Consider the following 20,756-nt stretch of genomic DNA (forward strand, 5'->3'; position numbering starts at 1 on the left):
CGCGCCGTATTTCATTTAGGAATCACCATGTCACAACAACAATTGCAGTCCATGCTGGCCCTGCAAGATGCCATCAACACCGTCGTCAATGAAAACTGGCGTGCACAAAACTTTGCCTGGTACCGCGCCATCTGGGTGGAGAGTGCCGAGCTGTTGGATCACTACGGTTGGAAGTGGTGGAAAAAGCAGCAGCCTGAAATGGAGCAGGTCAAGCTGGAGCTGGTCGATATCTGGCATTTTGGCCTTAGCCTGGAGCTGCAGCAGGGTTCCCCGGAAGAAGTTGCCAGCAAAATGCAGCAGCAACTGGAAGCGGCAGCGCTGGAAGCAGGGGACTTCCGCGAGAACCTGGAAGCCTTCACCCTGAACACGCTGTCGACCAAGCAGTTCGACCTGCCGGGGTTTGCACAATTAATGGCCGGTTGCGAAATGGGTTTCGACGAACTTTACCGGCGTTATGTCGGCAAAAAAGTACTGAACCGCTTAACTACGCACTGTGGTAAAGCTGAAAAAAACGTATGTTGTTGTTGAGCCATAAAGTACTTATGCGTACCATTGCTTGTGGATAATACCGTATGGATGGTGGTGGATGATAAAATATTATTCGGAGGCTCATGGGGCAACCCTGTTCGCGGACGATGAATTGAAGCCGCTACTCCTTCCTTGTTTTTTTTCTCATGCCCTTCATAGGAATGCTCATGTATACAAAGCTGTCGATTCCAGCGATGGACGCGGTTTCGTATCTAGGAGCCTCGCAGAGAAAGACGTCTCACCAAGTACCATAAAAATCATCTTGCAGCGACTCAGTACTTTCCTTTGCTGGGTCGAAGACTACTCAAAGACTAGTAAACACGTAACACTTGCTACTCACCACAATCTCCCAGACAGATTGATAAATTACTATGTTGCTGACGTGCTTATTGGTGAGCGCGGAGCGAGTCTGCTTTCAGTACAGCAGCACTTAATGGCATTAAATGCATACTACAACTATCTGGCTAAAGTAGGTTTTGCACAGATAAAACGCATATATGTAAGTTCAAATGCGAAGCAGAAAGCTAGACAACAACAGAAGATTAGAACTGCTGTTAAGTATTTAACTCCGGAATTGCGATCTATTATTTACAGAAATACGAAATCAATTCGTGATGAACTATTGCTTCGCACAGGAGGGGAGCTGGGTTTAAGATCCAAAGAAAACCTCGGTCTTTTGGTTAATGATTTTCATGTTGGCGGAAAAAAACACCTAGGCCTAATGTCTCTATTCAAGAAAATGGATAATGATCCAGATCGAGATGTATTCGAGTACTTCCTTCAGGGTATATACACCAAGGGGGTAAGGTTCCAAGGGGGTAGATCTCGTACAATTTATATTCATAGATCACTACTGCAGAGGATGAGGGAATATTTCGAAACGGAGAGACCAATGACGGAACACAACAGTTTCTTTGTAAATAACTCTCCTTCCGAAATAGGTAGCCCTATTGATGAAGGAAGAGCTTCCCGCATATTCAAAGAGGCTAGAGACGAAGTCCTGGCCAAGCAAGAAGCGGGTTTGCTGCCTGTAGAGGGGCAGATGCTTGAGAAAGATCACACAGGGCATGTACTCCGCCACTCTTATGGCACTGATAAGTTCTATGAGTACGCTTCCGATAATGGTATGGCCGTGGATAATGTCACACCAACGTCACAGGTTTATCTGACTGTGGCGCGACTTTTGGGGCATAACGCGGCTGACGGTAAAGCTCCAGTGACAACTAGAAGTTATATAAGGTCTTGTCACATCAAGATGCAATATGAAGGACTTGTGTAATGCTTGATGCTGACGAACTAACTTCACGTGATATTAATGATAGTTTATTTGATCAGCAATCATTGATGGAAGCTGAGCTTGAATCAAAGAAGCAGACAAAGGATTATCCATTTGTAATCGAGGCCATGTCTTTTGTTATCCCAAGATGTGGGGCCTCAAAGAAAAGGCGGGTTTCGATTGACGCAAATTCAACGCCTGTAGTTAAGTTGATATTCGGCGCCTTGCACAGGATTGTATATACAAATTTCAATAATGACGAGGCTTCCGCGTTTGATCGTAAAGAGTGTCATATAGTCATCCCCAAATTTATAAGCTTCATTACAAATGAAGGTGCTAAGGAATCAGGGAGGGTTGATATCCTAAAGCTCTTTGAGACTCATAGAGTAAATATCAACAAGGTTAAGCCTCAGAGTGTGGGCCTATATTTTCTCAAACGTTCCCTGATCAGAATTATAACGGACGAAGATTACAGTAAATTACTTTCCCATTCAGAGTTGTCCCATCTGGATATGATTACCAAAGTAAAGGCCGCCCCACATTCAGATCCAGGGGACTTGTCGCTAACGGGCTGGTTCTCTCAAATGCAATGGCTGAGAAGGGAGGATGTAGGTGTCGGTCATGACTTATACTCTAGACTGGCCTCGCCTAAGGCAATCATTAACTCATTTAATGTGGCTGTTGAAGTCACATTCTATGAGGTCCAAGAATGCAAGAGTGAGTTGATACGATTCTTTCGTGAGGCGAACATAAGAGAGGCTGACATCCCAGTAGAGAAGACTAGAGACTCATTTGATAATAATAACGACTATGTGATGCACATGAGGAAGAACTTTGAATGTCTATTTGAACTATTGAGAGGTCGATATCATTCTTTTGAGGGGCATAGCCCACGGCTTGATAGGGCTATAAGAATTTTCTTACAAACCTGCACAATGCCAAGTCATTGGAGTCTCTATTGTAATGCTTTTTTTGAAAATAGAAGCATGAATGGTGATGGCGCATTAAGGAAAAGCAAGATTACTATTGCATGCAGCGATTTACTACTTTTTTTCAGTATCCCGTTTTTGCGTGACTTGTCGCGTTACGCGGCACGAGAGCAAGGTGTTGTCCCGGCGTGTTGGGCCGAGCATATTTTCTTTCATTGGATAATGGCCGCGCAAACGGTTCAAGCCTCAGATATTTCTCTCTTGAAGCGGAAAAACTTTCGGTTTTTGACTCGTCGTGATGGGAAGATTACACATATCCAGCTTGACTACCACAAGGGTAGATCTGGGACTTTTCACTCCACGAGGGATATTAAAGCCAACACCAATCTTGGCCGGTGTCTATTGAAATTCATTAGCGAACGCGGAATGGATGATCAATGCTTGTCTGAAGCATGGAAGAGGCTGAGTTGTACATCAAGATTTACTGCCCAGATTTTTCTATTCATGCAGTGTGAATTGAGAGAAGAGATTGAATCCAAATTGAGTGCTTTTTCAGCTTCAACAGTATTCTTAGACGCAATGTTGTCTATTATGGAAAATGGAGAATACTCTCATCAGAAACAGGTTTGTTTTCCTGCTCCGAAGAGCTTGTTTGGGCCATCCGTAATTAAAACCTCGGCTGTACATTCAGGTTCGGACCAATTTGATCCGTCAAGCCTAGTAAACTATCACTCTCATACAAATAGCACTGAAAGGCAGTCATATCTCACTGATGCGAATGAGGAATGGCTCAACAATTGTGGACGTGTGACAAGAGCTGTAATGCAGGATCTCACGGTAAACCTTTTCCGTGCATCAAAGTCTGAGAGGCAAGTATTTAATAGTGAATACACAAAGGCAGCTTCTTATATTACTAGAAAGAAAGACGAAGTGACGGCAAGATTGAAACTTGTCACTGGTCAAAGTGATGGAAGAGTTGACGACCTTGGGGTTATCTCAGTTTCTCGGGCAAGCAGGGTGGGGGATGCCATTCACATGGTGGATACGCCGGAGACGGTGCTGAAGCTTCTTCACTATCTATCCGAAGTACGCCAAAAGTACAGGATGATACTCAAGCACTCGCCTGACTATTTGTTTTTAACTGTGCTCCCAACAGCAGAGTGGATTGAGCAACTTTTTCAAGATCGCCGCTTTAAGAGCGAAGTCGAAGGCAGGGGGTTATACGACAAATACTCCCGGACACTACCTCCATTGTTTAGTGCCCATACATAGGTTTATACATGGTCATCATCGAGAAAGAAAACGACTTAAGTCCTCGAAACGCATTTTTTAAGAGTATGAATGACCTTCTTCTTCTTGCGGGTGCGACAGGCGACACAACATTTCATGAGAGCACTTGGGATCTAGGAAGTAAACGTTTGGTGGACTTCCGTGTGCTAGACCATCCGGATTGCGACTATACGGATAGTCCCGTATTGGATTATAAGGGCGAAAAGATCAATCTGACCGTTCAAGAGATGGGTAAGGTCTTGTGGCTATTGATTTTTGAACGAACGCAGAGTGTAGATGCCATTGCCATGAGGTCAGTTAAATCTCTAGCTCTTTTATTTTCTTACTTTAAAGAATCTAAAACTGATGTGGTAGACACTTCAAATTTGTCTGAATTCTACGGATATCTACTGCTCAAGAGATTCACTGATGATGGTGCGACGCCTTCCTTATCTGCTGCGGGCCCGGCAGTTATCGCAAGGCTCGGTCTCGACGGACTTTCTAGATCGTTAAAGGCTTTTGGCGCAGATCGGCCAATTGGGTCTATATCTACAATTAAAAGCCGTTCTGCCCTTGATGAGGCGTGCAGAAGCCACCTTGGTGTGACAGCCGCTGATTACCGTAAAGGTGGGTCGTTTAACTTCCTGGGATTGGATATTGGTAAGCATTATATTGATCATTGCGCAAATGAATTCGACGAACACTTTCAATTCGCTGCCGCCGCGCGCAAGACATTATATACGATAGAAGATGAGGTTAAGGCGCGGCTAGGAATGGGGAACTGGGCTTCCATTGGCTCTGTTGTAGCTCAGTTTTTGCTCGGTGATACACCTGAGAATTTTCCAGATGTATATGTGAAGCGATATTTTAGGCTAAGCAACAGGGATTTAATTTACGATATATTCAACGAAAGATTTGTAGCTATATTCAACAGCTACGCACATCTATCTTGTGCTTACAAGATAGATGTAATCAACCAGATAATTAGTATATCCGGGCTTGAGCAGAGGTTCGATACTCAAGAGTTTGTCCGCTCAGTCGTCTTTTCATTGTTTAGCGGGAATGAGGTCAAATCGGCTGAAGAAATTTTTTCTGAGTATAGCTCTGCGTTGTCAGCGAACTCAGAGATGCCAAATCTTACATTTCCGCAGTTCAAAGATATTTGTTTGGAAACTGTAGGCGCAAATCGAGTAACTCTCACTGGCGACCGCGCAGAAACCAGTAGTTTTTGTCGGAAGCAGTCGGAGAGTATTTGCCAATATTCTGAGCAAGATGGTTTGAGGAAGTTGAAATCAGGTTTACTATTCGTAGAGTCTTGCGGGACTATATTGTTGCTTGGATTACTTGGCTGGCGAAGGAGTGAGTTCGGCTTTCCTCTCAGCAGTATCAAAGTGGAAAGAAACCATGATGTTTTGGATGGCCTATACACACCATTCCGTTTTCATGTCCACTGGACTGTACCAAAGACATCCTCTGACACAAAGCTTGATAGAGAGGTGACCCTTTCTACATATCTAATTGCAACCCAACTGAACGCCTTAAACCTTGCTGAAGAGGTCAAGCCAGTAGCTTACTTTGACGAAAAGAAGTCGGATAGGATATATCGTTCGACTGAATATATATCAAGAAGATCTGATTTTGTCTGGAAAGATTTTGTTCTGAACTACAGTTTTTTCTCTAGTAAAGAGCAGAAAGAATTCCTGATTGGCAATCTACCGGTGTATGAGATTCTGGAGGATGTTGCGGGTATCTGTCGGTCTTATGCAAAAGGGGATTTGGAGCAGAAATACTGTCGATCTTTCGAAGATTTATTACCTGATGAATGGCTTCGCTTCATAAAGGAGGATAGTAACAAGTTGTTGCCGGAAGCCGTGGCAAAAATACGCAGTATGTTGCTTGCCGATCTTCCTTATCCAACACCTCATGCTTTTCGCCATATATGGGCTGAGGCGGTTCTCAGAAGATATAGAGGAGATGTTGGTAAGTTTATTCGCGCAAATTTTAAACACCTGGATGAGTCGTTTTTCATGTCCTATTTAAGAGACAAGGAAACCAAAGCGGTATATTCAATTGCAAAGCGTACTGTCATAAACAGTATTGTTAGGCAGCAATTACATGCACTTTCCAGTAACGATCACTCATTTGCAGGTGGCTTTGACCGCTTCTTGACGAGATCAGTGAGGTCTACGAAGGTCCATTCAGTACAAGACTATGAAAAGTTTTGCCAGCGCATCAGTGAGGAAAGGGTGATCGATATAAAGTCTAACCCTTGGGGAACTTGCTTATTGCGCATAGGCACAGAGAATAGTGCGAAATGTTCTATTGACGGTTTCCCTCAGAGACAAAACGCGGAACCTAAATTTTGCTTAGGTTGTGTTAATGCTAGTATTTCTGAGGGAAATTTCAGCGGGATTGTGGTTTATATCAAACCTGACATAGACGCGTGTAGAAACCCAAATCTACCGAAATTCATTAAGGAAATGCACATCCCTGTTGTGAAGCAGGCGCTGCAGCGTGTAAGGGAGCTTTCTGAAAGAAGTCGTGACAGTTGTAGATATGAGGCTTTCATCATGCATATGGAGGAATCTATTGAGCTAGCGCTAAATTGCAGCCCTTTGGCTTTTGAAAGCGGAGTTTTAGAGTATGAGCAATGAAGACTACTTATCTAGGTTCTTGGATGATGATGTCGTCCAAGAAGAATGTATTGAATCGCTTCCAGCATGGGTAGATACCAAAAATAGTTCGTACAGAGCTTATTGCCTTGTTTTGGATCTGGTTAAGGCGAAGCAGAACTACATTCGAACATGCGGGTCGAAATCGAAGCTCGGAAAGAAATCGACATATCAAATATCAAAAGCCGAGGTGGCTAGGTTGTGTGGTGTAAAGCCGCAGCCTTTGTTCCATAGTGCAAGCTACTCAATTCATTTGAATGATTTTCTGAAAGAAAGGAATGATGCTCTCAAATCTCTAGTTGACAGAAAATATACAAAGTTAAACGGAGGGCTGAGGCAGAAATCTAAGGAGGAGCTGGTGAGGACAGTGCAGGCCCAGAGAGAACATGATGAGAACAATACTAGTAAGATAATTGATGCTGTTTATGAGCGTACAGTTCAGAGTCTACCCTTGGATATTAAGAAGCGACTCGAATTGATTTGAAGTAATATATGAGTTTCAGCTAGTTAGATAATGTACTTAGGATAATGTCCTGACTACAATATTGAAACCAAGAAAGCTTGGGAAGTTGATTTTAAAAGAGGTAATAAAAAGTGAAACATCAAGAGCATATCGTTTGTGTTAAGGCTTCTAAGGCAGCCCATGGAGAAAATGGACTGATCGAATACGAATTGCGGCTTGAGGACTTAATGCTCGGGCAGCGAGCTTCTTTGGAGAAGGATGAAGATTTTCGGCAGGTTCTGCCTATTTCGGTGTTTACTCACGATGGGAAGGTTTGGATCTACCAGCGAACAACATCAGGTGGGGAATCTAGGCTCCATAACCTAATCGCGGCAGCAGTAGGCGGTCACTGGGATATGGAAGATATCGTCTTTGAGGGGAGCGTCATTGATATCGGGAAGTCGTTGGCTAAAGCTATGGAGCGAGAATTAGCAGAAGAAGTTAAATTAACCTCGAAAATTATTCGGTCCCGTCGTCTTCCAAAAATGATTTGTAGTGATGAAACAGAGGTTGATCGTGTACATATGGCAATGATTTATGTTCATGAATTGGATGGTGAAGGTGTAGAGTCTGCCGAAGAGCAGCTCAGATCGATTGGTTTTAGAGCCCCGGAAGAGCTCCTCAAGGGAGAATACAACCTTGAGACCTGGGCTAGAATCATCTGCGAGATTCTCATAAACGAAAAGAAGTAGAGGTGGCTACGTGCTGTCAAGTGTTGAACAGGTTTTTGAGTTACTAGGTGTACCTCAAAGCTCCAGTGCGGTTGCATCCGTCGAAAATTTAATCGCTTGGCGCAATACTAGCAATCATTCGCAGCGATCTTGTCTGCAGGCATTTTGCCAGTATGATCCCGAACCACAAAGTGTGTCGGAATCTAAATAGGGCTCGCCGGCAATAATCTGGCCCGGGATGCGAAGTTCCAAACAAAACCCAGAATGTAGTGGCATACTAAATTACAGGGCGGAATTTGGTTGGAACCGCAGATGTGCCGGACGGGGAGATTGGAAACTCATTGACACAAACCAAAGCCAACCGCTCGCCTTGCGCTCCACGATAAGTGTCGAGAAAGTGGCAGTTGCCCACGGCGACTGGCCTCGGCACGAAATTGTGGCCAAGGTAGAGTGCATCGATGCCGCTGATCTGAAATGGGGCAAGCGCTTCTGGTTGCGCATGGTCAATTGTGTCCATACGCTCCAGGAATAATCGTTTGTAATCGGCCAGAGTACGCTTTGCATTGCCCAGGCCGAGCAGATGCCTATACAGCTGGCTCGCTAGGGAACGATCCCACAAGAACCGCTCTGCGGTACTCGCCACTCGCTCGTCGTCTTCAAGTGATATGCCTGCTGACCAGGCCTCTTCGATAGCGGTCAGGGCGAGCTGAGTCCGTGGCCAGCTACCGCCGAGAACATTGGCGTGGACTAGCCCGATACGCTGGCTGCCGGTATCCAGCTCAATGGCCCAAGGCCAGCGTCTGGCCTGGCTCACTAAGTGCTGCCGCTGAGCCTGCGGCAGCGTGTAGAACCATTCACCGCCGTTAGCGCGATGCCTGGCAGCGGTCTCGGGGTTCTCGAACCCGGCGATCATCATCGCTTCATGATTGCCAGCAACACTGAAAAAGGTTTGTTGATCAATCATTTCGAGGAGGGCTTCGCTATCCGTGCCTCGGTCGATCAGATCCCCGAGACAGAATAGACGGTCGAGAGATGTGTCGAAGGTGACCTCCTGTAACTGCGCATGCAGTTGCTGCAAGTGGCCGTGCACATCGCCGACGACAAAGTCCCGGCCCGCAAGATTCCTGTCAACGTTGAGAAATAGACTCATGAAAAATTCGTGCGGTTGATTGAAGGCTGAAAGTTTCCGCTTTCGATAATTCACAAGCGAGCGACAGTGAGACGAATAAAGGCAGTCTACCGCATTGATATGTCGTAATTGAGGTTGTCAATAGCTTTTGGCCAATTGCGGCGATAACCGTTTGCGAATGAAATTTCCAGATATGTTTATTGATCTCAAATAGTTTCTTGATAAGTCTGAATCTTGGTATGTGGCGTCAATCGGCAGTTCCAAATCTCGCCTTTTGCCGTTAACTCTTACCGTCGAGTAGACAACCTCCGGCTCTTGAGGGGAAAAACTGACAGTTCCCGATTTCTGATTATTTACATTTGATCTGGGGCGAGCCTGGACTGAGCTTACTTGTTCATTAGCTTTTGAAAGAAATGATTTTAAAGTGGCGGTATTTGGGATGTCACTCTCAATTCGCTCTGCGTACTCCATTAGTGTTGGTTCTGCAGGAAAGTACATATACCCAATTTCATTAGGGCTGCCACAGGAACGCAGAATTCTGCCAAGGATTTGGCGGAAGTACAGTTCGGTTTTTACCCGGGTTAAATGGCAGCATACTTGAAGGCGGGGGATATTTGTTCCTTCGCTGATCATGCCAACCGATATGATCCATTTCCTATCTGATTTCTTGAAGTTGTGGATCGTAGATATGGAATTTTCATTTTTGTGCGTCACGATGTCGGCATGTTCACCTAATTCACCAGCAAGAATTGAGTGTATCTTCTCGGCGTGGGCAATTGATGTGGCAACTATTAACCCACCCGAATTTGGCCTTTTCCTCCGTAACGAATCCAATTTCTGGTTGGCTTGATTCAAGCAGTATAGAATTAATTCTGGACTTTCTAATAGTTCCTGATAAGTGCAGTCTGATTCGGTGAGTAAACTTCTGAAAGAGCGATATTGCTTGCTGTCATCGTCGCGCTGAAACTGAACTTGATTGTTGTCAATAGCAATCATAACTGGCGTTCGGCACACACTATCTAATATTGCCTCATTGAGGCCGTATTGGTAATCACAGCGAACCAGATGATTTTCATCGCAATAGTTAGCCAGGACTACGGGTAGTTGGTCTGATCGCCAGGGGGTTCCGGTGAGTGCCAATGTATAAGACGCGCGACCCTGTATATGGGTAATAATTTTTTCACCCCAGGCGTTTGAGTACTCAATACTGTTGCCCGCGCAGTGATGGATCTCATCAAAGATTACGAAGACTCTGTAGTGCTCAAAAATGGCCCAAAATCGCTCTCCGAGATTACGTAATGACTGGTATGTCAGAGAAGATCCGGAAGACCCAAGCAATCCGTCAATGCGATTGCCGGTAATTTGCTCCAACTCATATCTAAAATCCTCAGCCACTACGACAGAAGGAGAAAAGCAAATTACTAAGTCTATTAGATTTGAGTCAAATAATTGATTGGCTAGGGTGGATGCCATCACTGTTTTCCCGGCGCCCGGTGTTGCCAAGCACAGAAAATGTGTTTCACCTGTACTGTAATGCTCGAGCGCACTTGATATGCACTCGGACTGCCATTTTCTTAGTTGCATTGATTAGGATCGCTTTACTTCAGCGAGAACGGCCTCAATAGCTTTGACTCGCCCCTGGGTTCTAGAAAATTGGTCACGCGCTCGATCGTAGAGCGTTTGGATTTGTTTCCTTTTCTCGGGTGCGGTTTTACTTAACTCCTCATACTCTTCGACTTCCCCCATAGCCTCCAGAAGCTCGACTTTGTATTCAAGTAATTTTCCCTCAAGTATCGAGTGAAAATTTTCATTTGTGGTGTTGGATTCAGACGCCGGAACCGTATTGCCGCGCGTCACGGAGAAGATCCGATAGAAATCTGCGGTGAGTTGGTACTGCTTGGATCTCGCGGATGCAGCGGAGGTGTTCACAACCAAGTTATCGACTTTCAGGGTCTTGACCGCCCGCGCAACAATTTGACTCGCTGCGCGCTTTGTTGGGCTGGTGCAGCCAGGTAACGCAAAGTAGGCCTGAGTAAGTGCGGGGCAGGTGAAAGTGTCAAACTTCCCCGAAACCAACAAGTCGAGTAGTTCAGGCCTAATTTTTGATGGAGTCATGGGGGAGCGCAATCGAGTAGGTCATTAAGTGTACAGCTGAGATAGTGGCGCTTAGGATTCCTAAGTATACCGGACACCCATATACTTAGACAATCTAAGTCCCAGAGAACTCGTAGATGCTCGTATTTTGCCCAATTCCTCCCCCATTCCGTTGCGCCTGCTCCAAGCGCGTACCGCGAAAGATATCAGCCAAAAAGAGCTGGGTATTCGCTTGGGCATTGAGCCAGGCTCGGCCAGTAGCCGGATGACGCATTACGAAAAGGGGCGACACAGCCCTGACTACCAGATGCTCAAAAGAATCGGCAAAGAACTGGGTGTGCCGGTAGCGTACTTTTTCTGCGAATCAGATGTCTTGGCCGAGCTGATTTGTAAAATCGACAAGCTTCCTAAGAAACGGCAGTTGGAGCTTCTTAAGCAGCTAAATGCATCACCAGGCAACTTGGTCTGATCTCGTCGGCCCGGTGAAGGGATCTGTTGTAGTTTGAATGGCTCAAGCTGAAGCTGATCAGCCGACAGGATCTCAATTGTTGCCGCTATTCGCGCGGGGTGTGGCAGGCCTACTCACTATCATATTCTGTTCGATGTATTGTGGTGCGAAAGATTCCTGTATTTGTTGCAAGCGCTAAGTCAGACCGTTCATTGTCGCATGACCCTCAATCCGTTAAATACCACTAGCAAGCTGGTCCCCATATCGGCAAAAACTGCCATCCACATTGATGCTTGACCAGTAAACGCGAGCAGCAGGAAGACTGCTTTGATGCCCAGAGCGAGCGCTATATTCTGCTTCAGGATACGTGAAGTGTTTCGAGATAAGCGGATAAACGTAGCGATCTTACTTAGGTTGTCGTCCATGAGAGCGACGTCGGCGGTTTCGATAGCGGTATCGGTGCCAGCTGCTCCCATAGCGAAACCGATATTGGCGCGCGCGAGCGCCGGCGCATCATTGATGCCATCGCCGACCATGCCCGTGTGGCTATGTTCTGTCAGAGCTTCCACTGCTTGCAATTTGTCTTGTGGTAGCAGGTTGCCTTGAGCGCGGTCTATGCCAACCTGCTTAGCGATGGCCTCGGCAGTATGAGGGTTGTCCCCGGTTAGCATTATGGTTTTTACGTCCAGATCGTGCAGCTCTGCGATCGCTTCGCGGCTCGTATCTTTTACCGTGTCAGCCACGGCGAAAATTGCTAGTACACCAGTCTCGCCCACCAGCATGATTACGGTTTTACCTTGTGATTCCAGTGAGCCTAAGCGTTGCTTCAGTTCCTTGGTACAGGTGCCCAACTCTTCGACGAGTCGATGATTGCCGAGGTGCAAGTTTTCGCCGTCAATTTCACCCTTGACTCCGCGACCAGCCAAGGCTGAGAACGCTCTCACTTCGCGCAACGCAATATTGTCATCCTGTGCGGCTCTGGCTATCGCCATAGATACAGGATGATCGGAGCGCGCGGCCAGGCTGGCTGCGAGTATGCGAACTTCATTGGCGTCATTCTTGGCCCAAGGCTCAAAGTCGGTTTGCGAGGGTTCGCCACGAGTGATGGTGCCCGTTTTGTCCAGTGCCAGCCAGCGTAGCCGCCGGCCTTCCTCTAGGTAGACCCCACCTTTGATCAGGATACCTTGCCGGGCCGCAGCAGCAAGGCCGCTGACGATGGTCACAGGTGTAGCGATTACCAGAGCGCACGGACAGGCAATGACCAGCAGTACGAGGGCGCGATAGACCCACTCCAACCAAGCGCCACCGAACAATAGAGGTGGCACCACTGCTGTTGCAATTGCAACCACTAGAACCAGTGGTGTATACCAGCGCGCAAAGGAATCTACAAAACGCTGGGTCGGTGCTCGGCTACCTTGAGCGGCTTCCACGGCGTGGATGATCCGCGCGAGTGTGGAATTATCTGCCGCGGCAGTGACCCGGTACTCAAGTGCTCCAGACTCGTTGATGCTGCCTGCAAAGAGCTGGTCGCCTGGAGCCTTGTCAACCGGTAAGCTCTCGCCAGTGATCGGCGCTTGGTCGACAGCGGATTCTCCGTCAAGGACGTCGCCGTCGAGTGCAATTCTCTCCCCTGGCCGCACACGTACACGGCTACTGATAGGAACCTGCTTTGCATCTGTTTCCACCCAACTGCCGTCTTCCGCTTGTACCGTTGCGGTTTCCGGGGCAAGTGCCAGCAATTCGCGAATAGCGTTGCGTGCCCGATCCAGCGACTTTGCTTCAATCAGTTCCGCTAAGGTAAACAGCACCATCACCATGGCGGCCTCCGGCCAGTGGCCAATCAGGAGGGCGCCAGTAACCGCAATTGACATAAGTGCGTTCATGTTCAGATTGCGGTTCCTGAGCGCAATCCAGCCCTTCTTGTAGGTTTTGAGGCCGCCACTTGCGATCGCCGCGAGGGCCAGCAGCATAACAAGCCAGTTGTTACCTCCCTGTAGCCAGTAAACTACTTCAGAAGCCACTGCGGCGATGGCAGCCCCCCCGAGTATCCACCAATTGGCCGCTGCAGGCGGTGGAGCCGTCTCTGCTTCGCCGGCATTTTCCAGTCGTGCGTCCAGATCCAGTGGTTTCAGCAAGGCGAGTAGCTCATCTTGCATACCCTCGGCGTGGCGCACTTCTAATGTCCGCTGAACCAGATTGAAGTCAAGGTGGTAGATGTCATCCCTGCCAGACAGCTTGCCGCGGATGAGACTCTCCTCTGTCGGGCAGTCCATCTTGGCGATCAACAGGCGTGTCGTTTCACCACCTATTTCGATTGCGGAGGAGGGCTCACCAGAAGCAAGGTCGGGCGACTTCGTGCCGGCACAACATTTGTCTGATTCCGGTTTTTTCATGAGGGTACTCGGTAGCCAGTGGGTGGTACTGGGATTAGAATCCCTCTAGCAACTATAGAGTCAAGAGGGCAATCATGAGCTATAGGATCGGTGAGGCTGCTGGGCTGGCGGGATGTAAGGTGGAGACAGTGCGCTATTACGAACAGATGGGGCTGCTACCCACGCCAGCGCGCTCCGGGGGGAATTTTAGACTCTATAGTCAATCGCAAGTGGAGCAGCTAAGCTTCATACGGCATTGCCGTTCCCTCGATATGTCACTGGATAATATCCGCGAGTTACTTCGGTTTCGCGAGATGCCGGGTAAGAGCTGTGCTGGAATCAACCAATTGATTGATGAGCACATAGGCTCTATAGAATGTCGAATGAATGCTCTGGAGCAGTTGCGGCAACAGCTGCGGGATTTAAGGAGCCAGTGCTCGGGAGAACAATCCATAGGTTCCTGTCAAATTTTACATGGATTATCCGCGTGCGGTTGCCACTCAGCTGAGGTGAGCTAACTGGAATTGGAATTTCTTTGTGTATGTTGTTAAATTGTCGCACGTTCTAGTCGACCATTGATTCCCTGCAATGAACTACGCTCGAATTTGCTATCTACTGATCTCACTGCTGGTCTTCCAGACAGCAGTTGCGTTCTATGATAGCCACGAAGAGCTGCAGAATATTGCCACTCATCTTCCTCCTCATCATCAGGATGGGCAACAAGGAGTGGATTTTCCTCAAGAACTAACAGATTCGAAGGTCAAGTCGGGATCAGCTTCACACCCCAATGGCCCCGACTTTTGCCACCATTGCTGCCATTGTCACGGAATTGGTGTGATTGGTATTCTTGGTCAGATTACACGTTTCGTTGTTATCCGCAGCATCTCTCTGCGGGAAGTAATTAATCTTTCTTTTCCCTCCGGGTATTTTTCCGCTCTTTTCCGTCCTCCCAAAGCCTGAGTTACGTCCTGAATTTTTGCGTGCCAAATATTTATTAATTGCGCGCTTTTCAAGAAATGACTTGGGAGAACCCAAATGTTGTTTATTTTTGCGCGCGTCACTCGCGTGCACTTTCGGCTTGCTACGATTTTTTTGTTGCAGCTGATTTTGTGGTTGCCAAATGCACAGGCTCAAGAATCTGAGCAATTTCCGCAGATTTCCTTGAGCGAGGCGATTGATCGCGCACTCTCTCAAAATCCTGAATTGGCCGTTTTTAGGTTTCGCGAACAAGCGCTTGCCGGTCAAGCGGCAACTGCGGCCCTACGGCCGCCGGTGAGTCTAGGCGCCGAACTCGAAAATTTTGCTGGTGAAGGTGGTGCTGATGACGCTGAGCTCACCGTTTCACTTTCATCGGTGATCGAACTGGGTGGCAAGCTATCTGCGCGTGTAGGTGCGGTTTCTGCTCGTCAGGATTTGTTGCTGGCCGAGGAGCAAGCGAAAGCACTGGATCTATTAGGCAGCGTGATTCGCCGGTACATAGAAGTGCTGGCTGCGCAACAGCGCTTGGCTTTGGCACGGGAGTCTGCAGCTCTCGCGGAAGATGCTCTTGGAGCTGTTAACCGCCGTGTAAACGCGGCCGCTTCCCCTAAATCCGAGAGCCTAAGGGCAAGGGCCGCCGTTTCCCGTGCTCGCCTGGCAATTTACTCAGAAGAGCGACTGGTCGATTACCACAAATTGGCGTTGGCCTCGTTATGGGGAGGGGAAGATTCCTCTTTCCATTTAGATTCCAGTGAGCTTTACCGATTTCCGCCCTCGGAAAACTTTGCCACGCTCTTCAGTCGTGCCCAGCAGAACCCTGCCATTGCCAGATTCGCGTCCGAAGAGCGGTTGCGCGACGCGGAGCTACGTTTGGCCGAGGCGCAAACGAGCCTGGATATTGGTTGGTCTGCTGGTATTCGGCACTCCCGGGAAATCGGTGAAACCACCTTGGTCGCAGGGGTGGAGCTGCCGCTATTTCCCGCTCGTCGTAGTGCCGGGGCCATTGCCACCGCTGTTGCTGAGCGAGAGCGCGTAGCTATTGAGCGCGAAGCGGCACTATTGCGCCTGAAAAGTCGACTGTTTCGTGCTGTCAGCGGACGTGAGCAGGCAGTGATGTCGGTAGAGATATTGCGCGATGAGGTAGTGCCAACTTTACGTGAAGCTCTAATAGAAGTGGAGCGGGCATACCTTCGTGGCCGTTATTCCTATCTGGAGTGGGTGTCGGCGCGCGAGGAGCTGATAGGTGCGCGCCGGGCCGAAATCGAAGCGGCCAGCGCAGCACTGCGCTTTGGTGCGGAAATAGAGCAGATGACAGCCGCACCTCTATTGTCCGCGGACGTCGAGCCAACTAAATAGAAAAGATTTGAATGCACATGAAACAAAGAAATAGATTGCAAGACCCCATTGCTGCAGTGCCGGTGATCACTCTGCTGTTGTGCTTGGCCGCTCTCTTTGCGCCTGAGAGCACCACAGCGTCCCCATCCGAAGAGCACGGGGAACAGCACGGTGAGCATGAAGAAGTAACTGGGAAAAATGGAGGTCGACTATTTGAAGACGGTGACCTTGAAGTGGAATTATTACTTTTCGAGCGCGGTGGTACCCCAGAATTCCGAGCCTGGATTTTGGAAAATGGCAAAGCTCTGTCGAACGCAGGCGATGCGCGTCTGGCGGTGGAGCTGACGCGCTTGGATGGCAAGGTGGAACGTTTCGATTTTTTACCGGCAGATGGTTACTGGTTCGCCAAAGGTGCCGTAGAGGAACCGCATTCGTTCGAAGTAGACGTTTTGCTGTCTCGGAACGAGGAGCGTGCTGCGTGGCATTATGAATCTTTCGAGGGGCGCGTAGAGGTTTCCTCCGAGATGGCTGCAAAAGTAGGTATCAAGACGGAGGTTGCTGGCCCAGGGGAAATCAGCCAATCGCTCACCCTCTACGGTGATACGGCACTGGCCCACGGCAGCTTAAGCCATGTGCGTGCACGCTTTCCGGGGCCAATCAAGTCGGTGGCGGTGGAGATCGGCGACCGGGTGCGGAAGGGACAGAAGCTTGCAGAAGTGGAGTCCAACGACAGCCTGCAGGTCTACCCGATTACTTCGCCCATCGACGGGCTGGTTATCGATAAACAGGCGAGCAGCGGCGAATACAGCGGCGAGCGCGAGTTATTTACCATTGCCAACTATGACCAGTTGTGGGCGGAGCTTCGGCTGTTTCCCTCGCAGCGGGCACAGGTTGCCCGCGGCCAGACGGTGACGCTCAGCGCCGACGGGCAGCAGGTGGAGACACAGATCGCCAATCTCGTACCGGGCACGCCGGGGCAGCCCTTCGTGCTCGCCCGCGCTCCCATCGACAACCGCAAACTCAACTGGCCGCCGGACCTGATGCTGGAAGGGAAGGTGCTCGTTGACCGGGTGCGCGTGCCACTGTTGGTGGAAAACCGCGCGCTGCAGCCGCTGCGAGACTCGATGGTGGTATTCATTAAGGTCGGCGATAACTACGAGGCGCGCCCGCTGCAATTGGGCCGCTCCGATGGTCGCGTGACCGAGGTGCTGGATGGCCTGGAGCTCGGCCAGCGCTATGTCACTGCCAACAGCTACCTGATCAAAGCCGACATCGAAAAGTCTGGCGCAGCCCACGCCCACTGACGGAGGACAGTCATGATTGAAGCCATACTGCGCCTCTCTATTGAGCGGCGCTACTTGATGCTTTCGCTGGTACTGATATTGATCGGCGCCGGTATCTGGAGCTACCAGAAGCTGCCCATCGACGCGGTACCGGATATTACCAACGTACAGGTGCAGATCAATACCGAGGCACCGGGCTACTCGCCACTGGAAGCGGAGCAACGCATCACCTACCCAGTGGAGACGGCCTTGGCGGGGCTGCCAAACCTCTCCTATACGCGCTCACTTTCCCGTTACGGCCTATCACAGGTGACGGTGGTGTTCGAAGAGGGTACCGACATCTATTTTGCCCGCAACCTGATCGACGCTCGTCTCGGCGCGATCAAGGGTGCGCTGCCCCCTGGGCTGGAGCCTGAGATGGGGCCACTCGCCACCGGACTCGGCGAGATATTCATGTATACGCTGGAGGCACTGCCGGGCGCGATACAGGCGGACGGCCGTCCTTATGATGCGACCGCACTGCGAGAGATACAGGACTGGATCATCAAACCACAGTTGGCACTGGTTCCTGGGGTCATCGAGGTGAACACCATCGGTGGCTTTGACAAGCAGTACCACGTAATGCCAAACCCGCGCAAAATTCTGGCCTTTGACCTCACTATGGAAGAGGTGATCAGAGCCTTGCGGCGCAACAATGACAACCGCGGCGCAGGTTTTGTGGAGTCGAACGGCCGCCGTCTGCTGGTGCGATCGCCGGGCCAGCTTAAAGGTATCGCCGATATCGAAAATGTCGTCGTGGCCAACCGCGATGGCGTACCCGTAAAAGTTGCTGATATTGCCGAAGTAGCCATAGGCAAGGAGTTGCGCACCGGTGCCGCCACCCGTGACGGCAAGGAGACGGTGCTTGGCACCGCAATGATGTTAGTGGGGGAAAACTCCCGTGCCGTGGCCCGGGACGTGGCGGCGGCACTTGAGAGTATCAAACCGTCCCTTCCTGAAGGTGTGCGACTGGAGGCTGTTTACGATCGCACCACACTGGTGGACAAGGCCATACATACGGTGCAGAAAAACCTGGTAGAGGGAGCTCTGCTGGTGATTGCGGTGCTTTTCCTTCTGCTGGGCAACTTGCGCGCGGCATTTATCACCGCCGCGGTAATTCCCCTGTCAATGCTGGCCACCATCACAGGTATGGTGAAGACGGGCGTGTCCGCTAACCTGATGAGCCTGGGTGCGCTGGACTTCGGCCTGATTGTAGACGGGGCGGTGATCATTGTTGAAAACGCCATTCGTCGGCTGGCAGAGGCCCAGCGCCGCAACGGCAATACGCTTCCGCTGCAGGATCGGCTGGAGCTGGTGTTTCACGCGACTAACGAAGTGATCCGCCCGAGTCTGTTTGGGGTACTTATCATCACGGTGGTCTATATTCCGCTCTTTTCGCTTACCGGTGTGGAAGGAAAAATGTTCCATCCGATGGCGGCCACAGTGGTGATGGCGCTATTGGCGGCACTCGTACTATCGCTAACGGTGGTGCCTGCAGCAGTGGCTGTGTTCCTGACCGGTAAGATCAGCGAAAAAGAAAACCTCCTGATCGTGGCCGCGAAAAATCTCTATCGGCCACTGCTTCTCGCTGCGATGAAAGTACGCTGGTTGGTTCTGTCCGCAGCCGCCGGTCTGGTGGTGCTCTGCACCTGGCTCGCCACTACCCTCGGTTCTGAGTTTATTCCGCAGCTCAACGAGGGGGATATCGCCCTCCACGCACTGCGCATTCCCGGCACTGGCCTGGAGCAGTCGCTGGAGATGCAGGAAATCCTTGAGCAGCGCATCAAAGCCTTTCCCCAGGTGGACAAGGTGTTCGCCAAGATTGGCACGCCGGAGGTGGCCACCGATCCGATGCCGCCGAACGTAGCCGACAATTTCGTGATACTGAAACCGCGGAGTGAGTGGCCGGATCCCGACAAGTCCCGTGATGCATTGATTGAAGAAATCGAGGCTGCGGTGCGCGAGCTCCCAGGCAACAACTACGAGTTCACCCAACCGATCGAGATGCGCTTTAACGAATTGATCTCCGGCGTACGGGCAGATCTCGGCATCAAGGTGTTCGGCGATGACCTGGATCAGCTGGTGGCCTCGGCGAAGGAGATTCTCGCCGTGCTGGAGGGCATCAATGGCGCCGCCGACGCCCGTGTCGAACAGGTGGAGGGGCTGCCGGTATTGTCGGTAGTGCCGAAACGCGTTCAGCTGGCACGCTACGGCCTGGACTTGCAAACATTGCAGGATCTGGTGGCCACCGCCATCGGCGGTGAAAGCGCAGGACTAATCTATGAAGGCGACCGCCGTTTTCAGCTGGTGGTACGTTTGCCGGAAGATATTCGCCGCGATCTGGATCGGCTCGGCGAATTGCCGGTGCCGCTTCCCGCTGGCGGCTTCGTGCCACTCGCGGAGGTCGCCGACCTCGAGATGGCGCCGGCCCCCAATCAGGTCAGTCGCGAGAACGGCAAGCGCCGTGTGGTGGTTACCGCCAATGTGCGCGAGCGTGACCTTGGCTCTTTTGTTGAGGAAGTTAAGCAACGGATTGCCAGTGACGTGCAATTGCCGCCGGGCTATTGGCTGGATTACGGGGGTACATTTGAGCAGCTGGAGTCCGCTAGTCGGCGCCTGTCACTGGTGGTGCCAGTCACCTTGCTGATTATTTTGGGGCTGCTGGTGACCGCTTTCGGCTCATTGCGGGACGCATTGATCATCTTCACTGGCGTGCCACTGGCGCTGACCGGCGGCGTGCTGGCACTCTGGCTGCGCGGTATGCCGCTCTCCATTTCCGCAGGGGTGGGTTTTATCGCACTCTCGGGCGTTGCCGTGTTGAACGGCCTGGTAATGCTGTCGTTTATCCGTGAACTTTGGCGGGAACGGGGCGACTTGTTGTCATCTATTGTTGACGGGGCCCTGATCCGTCTGCGTCCGGTACTGATGACTGCACTGGTGGCAAGTCTTGGCTTTGTGCCCATGGCGCTCAACACCGGCACTGGCGCTGAGGTGCAGAGGCCGCTGGCTACGGTGGTGATCGGCGGCATCATCTCTTCCACGCTGTTGACGCTGTTTGTGCTACCTCTGTTGTACCGGATTGTCCATGGCGGCCCCAACGCTAATCACGATTAGCAAACCAACTTTTACATGCGCCTCAGCGCGAGGCTGGGGCGCTTGCGGTCATGAATTCTTGATTTTAGGGAGTGTGAATCGTGAAAAAGATTGAAGCGATAAGCCAACCATACATGT

16 protein-coding genes are annotated in these 20,756 nt (G+C 50.2%); 12 read left to right on the plus strand and 4 right to left on the minus strand.

What is annotated here, in order from left to right; translation table 11 throughout:
- Window positions 1-27: 27 nt before the first annotated feature.
- The 6 genes from AU11_RS02285 (at window position 28) to AU11_RS02310 (ending at window position 7,868) form a co-directional block, all read left to right on the plus strand.
- The gene (locus AU11_RS02285) at window positions 28-528 is read left to right on the plus strand and encodes a dUTP diphosphatase (RefSeq protein WP_081847884.1); all 501 of its coding nucleotides are present in this window, start codon (window positions 28-30) and stop codon (window positions 526-528) included.
- A 58-nt stretch (window positions 529-586) separates the two neighbouring features.
- Window positions 587-1,807, plus strand: a complete 1,221-nt coding sequence (locus tag AU11_RS02290; RefSeq protein ID WP_043316125.1) for a site-specific integrase — start codon at window positions 587-589, stop codon at window positions 1,805-1,807.
- Entirely contained in the window at window positions 1,807-4,005 is a 2,199-nt protein-coding gene (locus AU11_RS02295) for a hypothetical protein (RefSeq protein ID WP_043316127.1), read from the plus strand. Before AU11_RS02290 ends, AU11_RS02295 begins: the two co-directional genes overlap by 1 nt.
- An 8-nt stretch (window positions 4,006-4,013) precedes the next feature.
- Complete coding sequence (locus tag AU11_RS02300) at window positions 4,014-6,656, plus strand: hypothetical protein (RefSeq protein ID WP_043316128.1); 2,643 nt, start codon at window positions 4,014-4,016, stop codon at window positions 6,654-6,656.
- Window positions 6,646-7,158, plus strand: a complete 513-nt coding sequence (locus tag AU11_RS02305) for a hypothetical protein (protein ID WP_043316130.1) — start codon at window positions 6,646-6,648, stop codon at window positions 7,156-7,158. Before AU11_RS02300 ends, AU11_RS02305 begins: the two co-directional genes overlap by 11 nt.
- Before the next feature lie 110 nt (window positions 7,159-7,268).
- Window positions 7,269-7,868 (plus strand): NUDIX domain-containing protein, encoded by a 600-nt coding sequence (locus AU11_RS02310; protein WP_043316133.1) that lies wholly within the window; start codon window positions 7,269-7,271, stop codon window positions 7,866-7,868.
- 256 nt (window positions 7,869-8,124) lie between these two features.
- Here the strand turns inward: AU11_RS02310 and AU11_RS17625 are convergent, their stop codons facing one another.
- The 3 genes from AU11_RS17625 to AU11_RS02325 all read right to left on the minus strand — a co-directional run bounded on the left by AU11_RS17625 (window position 8,125) and on the right by AU11_RS02325 (window position 11,091).
- Window positions 8,125-8,997, minus strand: coding sequence for a metallophosphoesterase (locus tag AU11_RS17625; RefSeq protein ID WP_051686878.1), 873 nt, complete (start codon window positions 8,995-8,997; stop codon window positions 8,125-8,127).
- Window positions 8,998-9,114: 117 nt separating this feature from the next.
- A complete protein-coding gene (locus AU11_RS02320) occupies window positions 9,115-10,560 on the minus strand; it encodes a DEAD/DEAH box helicase (RefSeq protein WP_043316134.1) in 1,446 nt (481 codons plus the stop codon).
- A 3-nt stretch (window positions 10,561-10,563) separates the two neighbouring features.
- Window positions 10,564-11,091: a hypothetical protein gene (locus AU11_RS02325; RefSeq protein ID WP_043316136.1), complete on the minus strand. Its 528-nt coding sequence runs from the start codon at window positions 11,089-11,091 to the stop codon at window positions 10,564-10,566.
- Between the two features lie 127 nt (window positions 11,092-11,218).
- Between AU11_RS02325 and AU11_RS02330 the strand changes: the two genes are divergently transcribed.
- Complete coding sequence (locus AU11_RS02330) at window positions 11,219-11,539, plus strand: helix-turn-helix domain-containing protein (RefSeq protein ID WP_043316138.1); 321 nt, start codon at window positions 11,219-11,221, stop codon at window positions 11,537-11,539.
- Window positions 11,540-11,727: 188 nt separating this feature from the next.
- Here AU11_RS02330 and AU11_RS02335 read toward each other — a convergent pair whose 3' ends face one another.
- Window positions 11,728-13,911, minus strand: coding sequence for a heavy metal translocating P-type ATPase (locus AU11_RS02335; protein WP_043316140.1), 2,184 nt, complete (start codon window positions 13,909-13,911; stop codon window positions 11,728-11,730).
- Window positions 13,912-13,985: 74 nt separating this feature from the next.
- Between AU11_RS02335 and cadR the strand changes: the two genes are divergently transcribed.
- The 5 genes from cadR (at window position 13,986) to AU11_RS02355 (ending at window position 20,639) form a co-directional block, all read left to right on the plus strand.
- Window positions 13,986-14,408 carry a Cd(II)/Pb(II)-responsive transcriptional regulator gene (cadR, locus tag AU11_RS02340; protein WP_043316142.1) on the plus strand — a complete coding sequence of 141 codons (423 nt, stop codon included), beginning with the start codon at window positions 13,986-13,988 and terminating at the stop codon, window positions 14,406-14,408.
- A 70-nt stretch (window positions 14,409-14,478) separates the two neighbouring features.
- Entirely contained in the window at window positions 14,479-14,850 is a 372-nt protein-coding gene (locus tag AU11_RS18215) for a hypothetical protein (protein WP_156035097.1), read from the plus strand.
- Window positions 14,851-14,925: 75 nt separating this feature from the next.
- Entirely contained in the window at window positions 14,926-16,224 is a 1,299-nt protein-coding gene (locus AU11_RS02345; protein ID WP_051686880.1) for a TolC family protein, read from the plus strand.
- Between the two features lie 17 nt (window positions 16,225-16,241).
- Window positions 16,242-17,507 carry an efflux RND transporter periplasmic adaptor subunit gene (locus AU11_RS02350; RefSeq protein WP_043317943.1) on the plus strand — a complete coding sequence of 422 codons (1,266 nt, stop codon included), beginning with the start codon at window positions 16,242-16,244 and terminating at the stop codon, window positions 17,505-17,507.
- A gap of 12 nt (window positions 17,508-17,519) precedes the next feature.
- The gene (locus AU11_RS02355) at window positions 17,520-20,639 is read left to right on the plus strand and encodes an efflux RND transporter permease subunit (protein WP_043316144.1); all 3,120 of its coding nucleotides are present in this window, start codon (window positions 17,520-17,522) and stop codon (window positions 20,637-20,639) included.
- The last annotated feature ends 117 nt before the right edge of the window (window positions 20,640-20,756 follow it).

This window comes from Microbulbifer sp. HZ11 (assembly GCF_000708675.1).
GTDB lineage: Bacteria > Pseudomonadota > Gammaproteobacteria > Pseudomonadales > Cellvibrionaceae > Microbulbifer.

Coding starts and splice junctions, on each gene's coding strand:
- AU11_RS02285 (WP_081847884.1), top strand. CDS start 28: ATGTCACAACAACAATTGCAGTCCATGCTGGCCCTGCAAGATGCCATC.
- AU11_RS02290 (WP_043316125.1), top strand. CDS start 587: ATGATAAAATATTATTCGGAGGCTCATGGGGCAACCCTGTTCGCGGAC.
- AU11_RS02295 (WP_043316127.1), top strand. CDS start 1,807: ATGCTTGATGCTGACGAACTAACTTCACGTGATATTAATGATAGTTTA.
- AU11_RS02300 (WP_043316128.1), top strand. CDS start 4,014: ATGGTCATCATCGAGAAAGAAAACGACTTAAGTCCTCGAAACGCATTT.
- AU11_RS02305 (WP_043316130.1), top strand. CDS start 6,646: ATGAGCAATGAAGACTACTTATCTAGGTTCTTGGATGATGATGTCGTC.
- AU11_RS17625 (WP_051686878.1), bottom strand. CDS start 8,997: ATGAGTCTATTTCTCAACGTTGACAGGAATCTTGCGGGCCGGGACTTT.
- AU11_RS02320 (WP_043316134.1), bottom strand. CDS start 10,560: ATGCAACTAAGAAAATGGCAGTCCGAGTGCATATCAAGTGCGCTCGAG.
- AU11_RS02325 (WP_043316136.1), bottom strand. CDS start 11,091: ATGACTCCATCAAAAATTAGGCCTGAACTACTCGACTTGTTGGTTTCG.
- AU11_RS02335 (WP_043316140.1), bottom strand. CDS start 13,911: ATGAAAAAACCGGAATCAGACAAATGTTGTGCCGGCACGAAGTCGCCC.
- cadR (WP_043316142.1), top strand. CDS start 13,986: ATGAGCTATAGGATCGGTGAGGCTGCTGGGCTGGCGGGATGTAAGGTG.
- AU11_RS18215 (WP_156035097.1), top strand. CDS start 14,479: ATGAACTACGCTCGAATTTGCTATCTACTGATCTCACTGCTGGTCTTC.
- AU11_RS02345 (WP_051686880.1), top strand. CDS start 14,926: ATGTTGTTTATTTTTGCGCGCGTCACTCGCGTGCACTTTCGGCTTGCT.
- AU11_RS02350 (WP_043317943.1), top strand. CDS start 16,242: ATGAAACAAAGAAATAGATTGCAAGACCCCATTGCTGCAGTGCCGGTG.
- AU11_RS02355 (WP_043316144.1), top strand. CDS start 17,520: ATGATTGAAGCCATACTGCGCCTCTCTATTGAGCGGCGCTACTTGATG.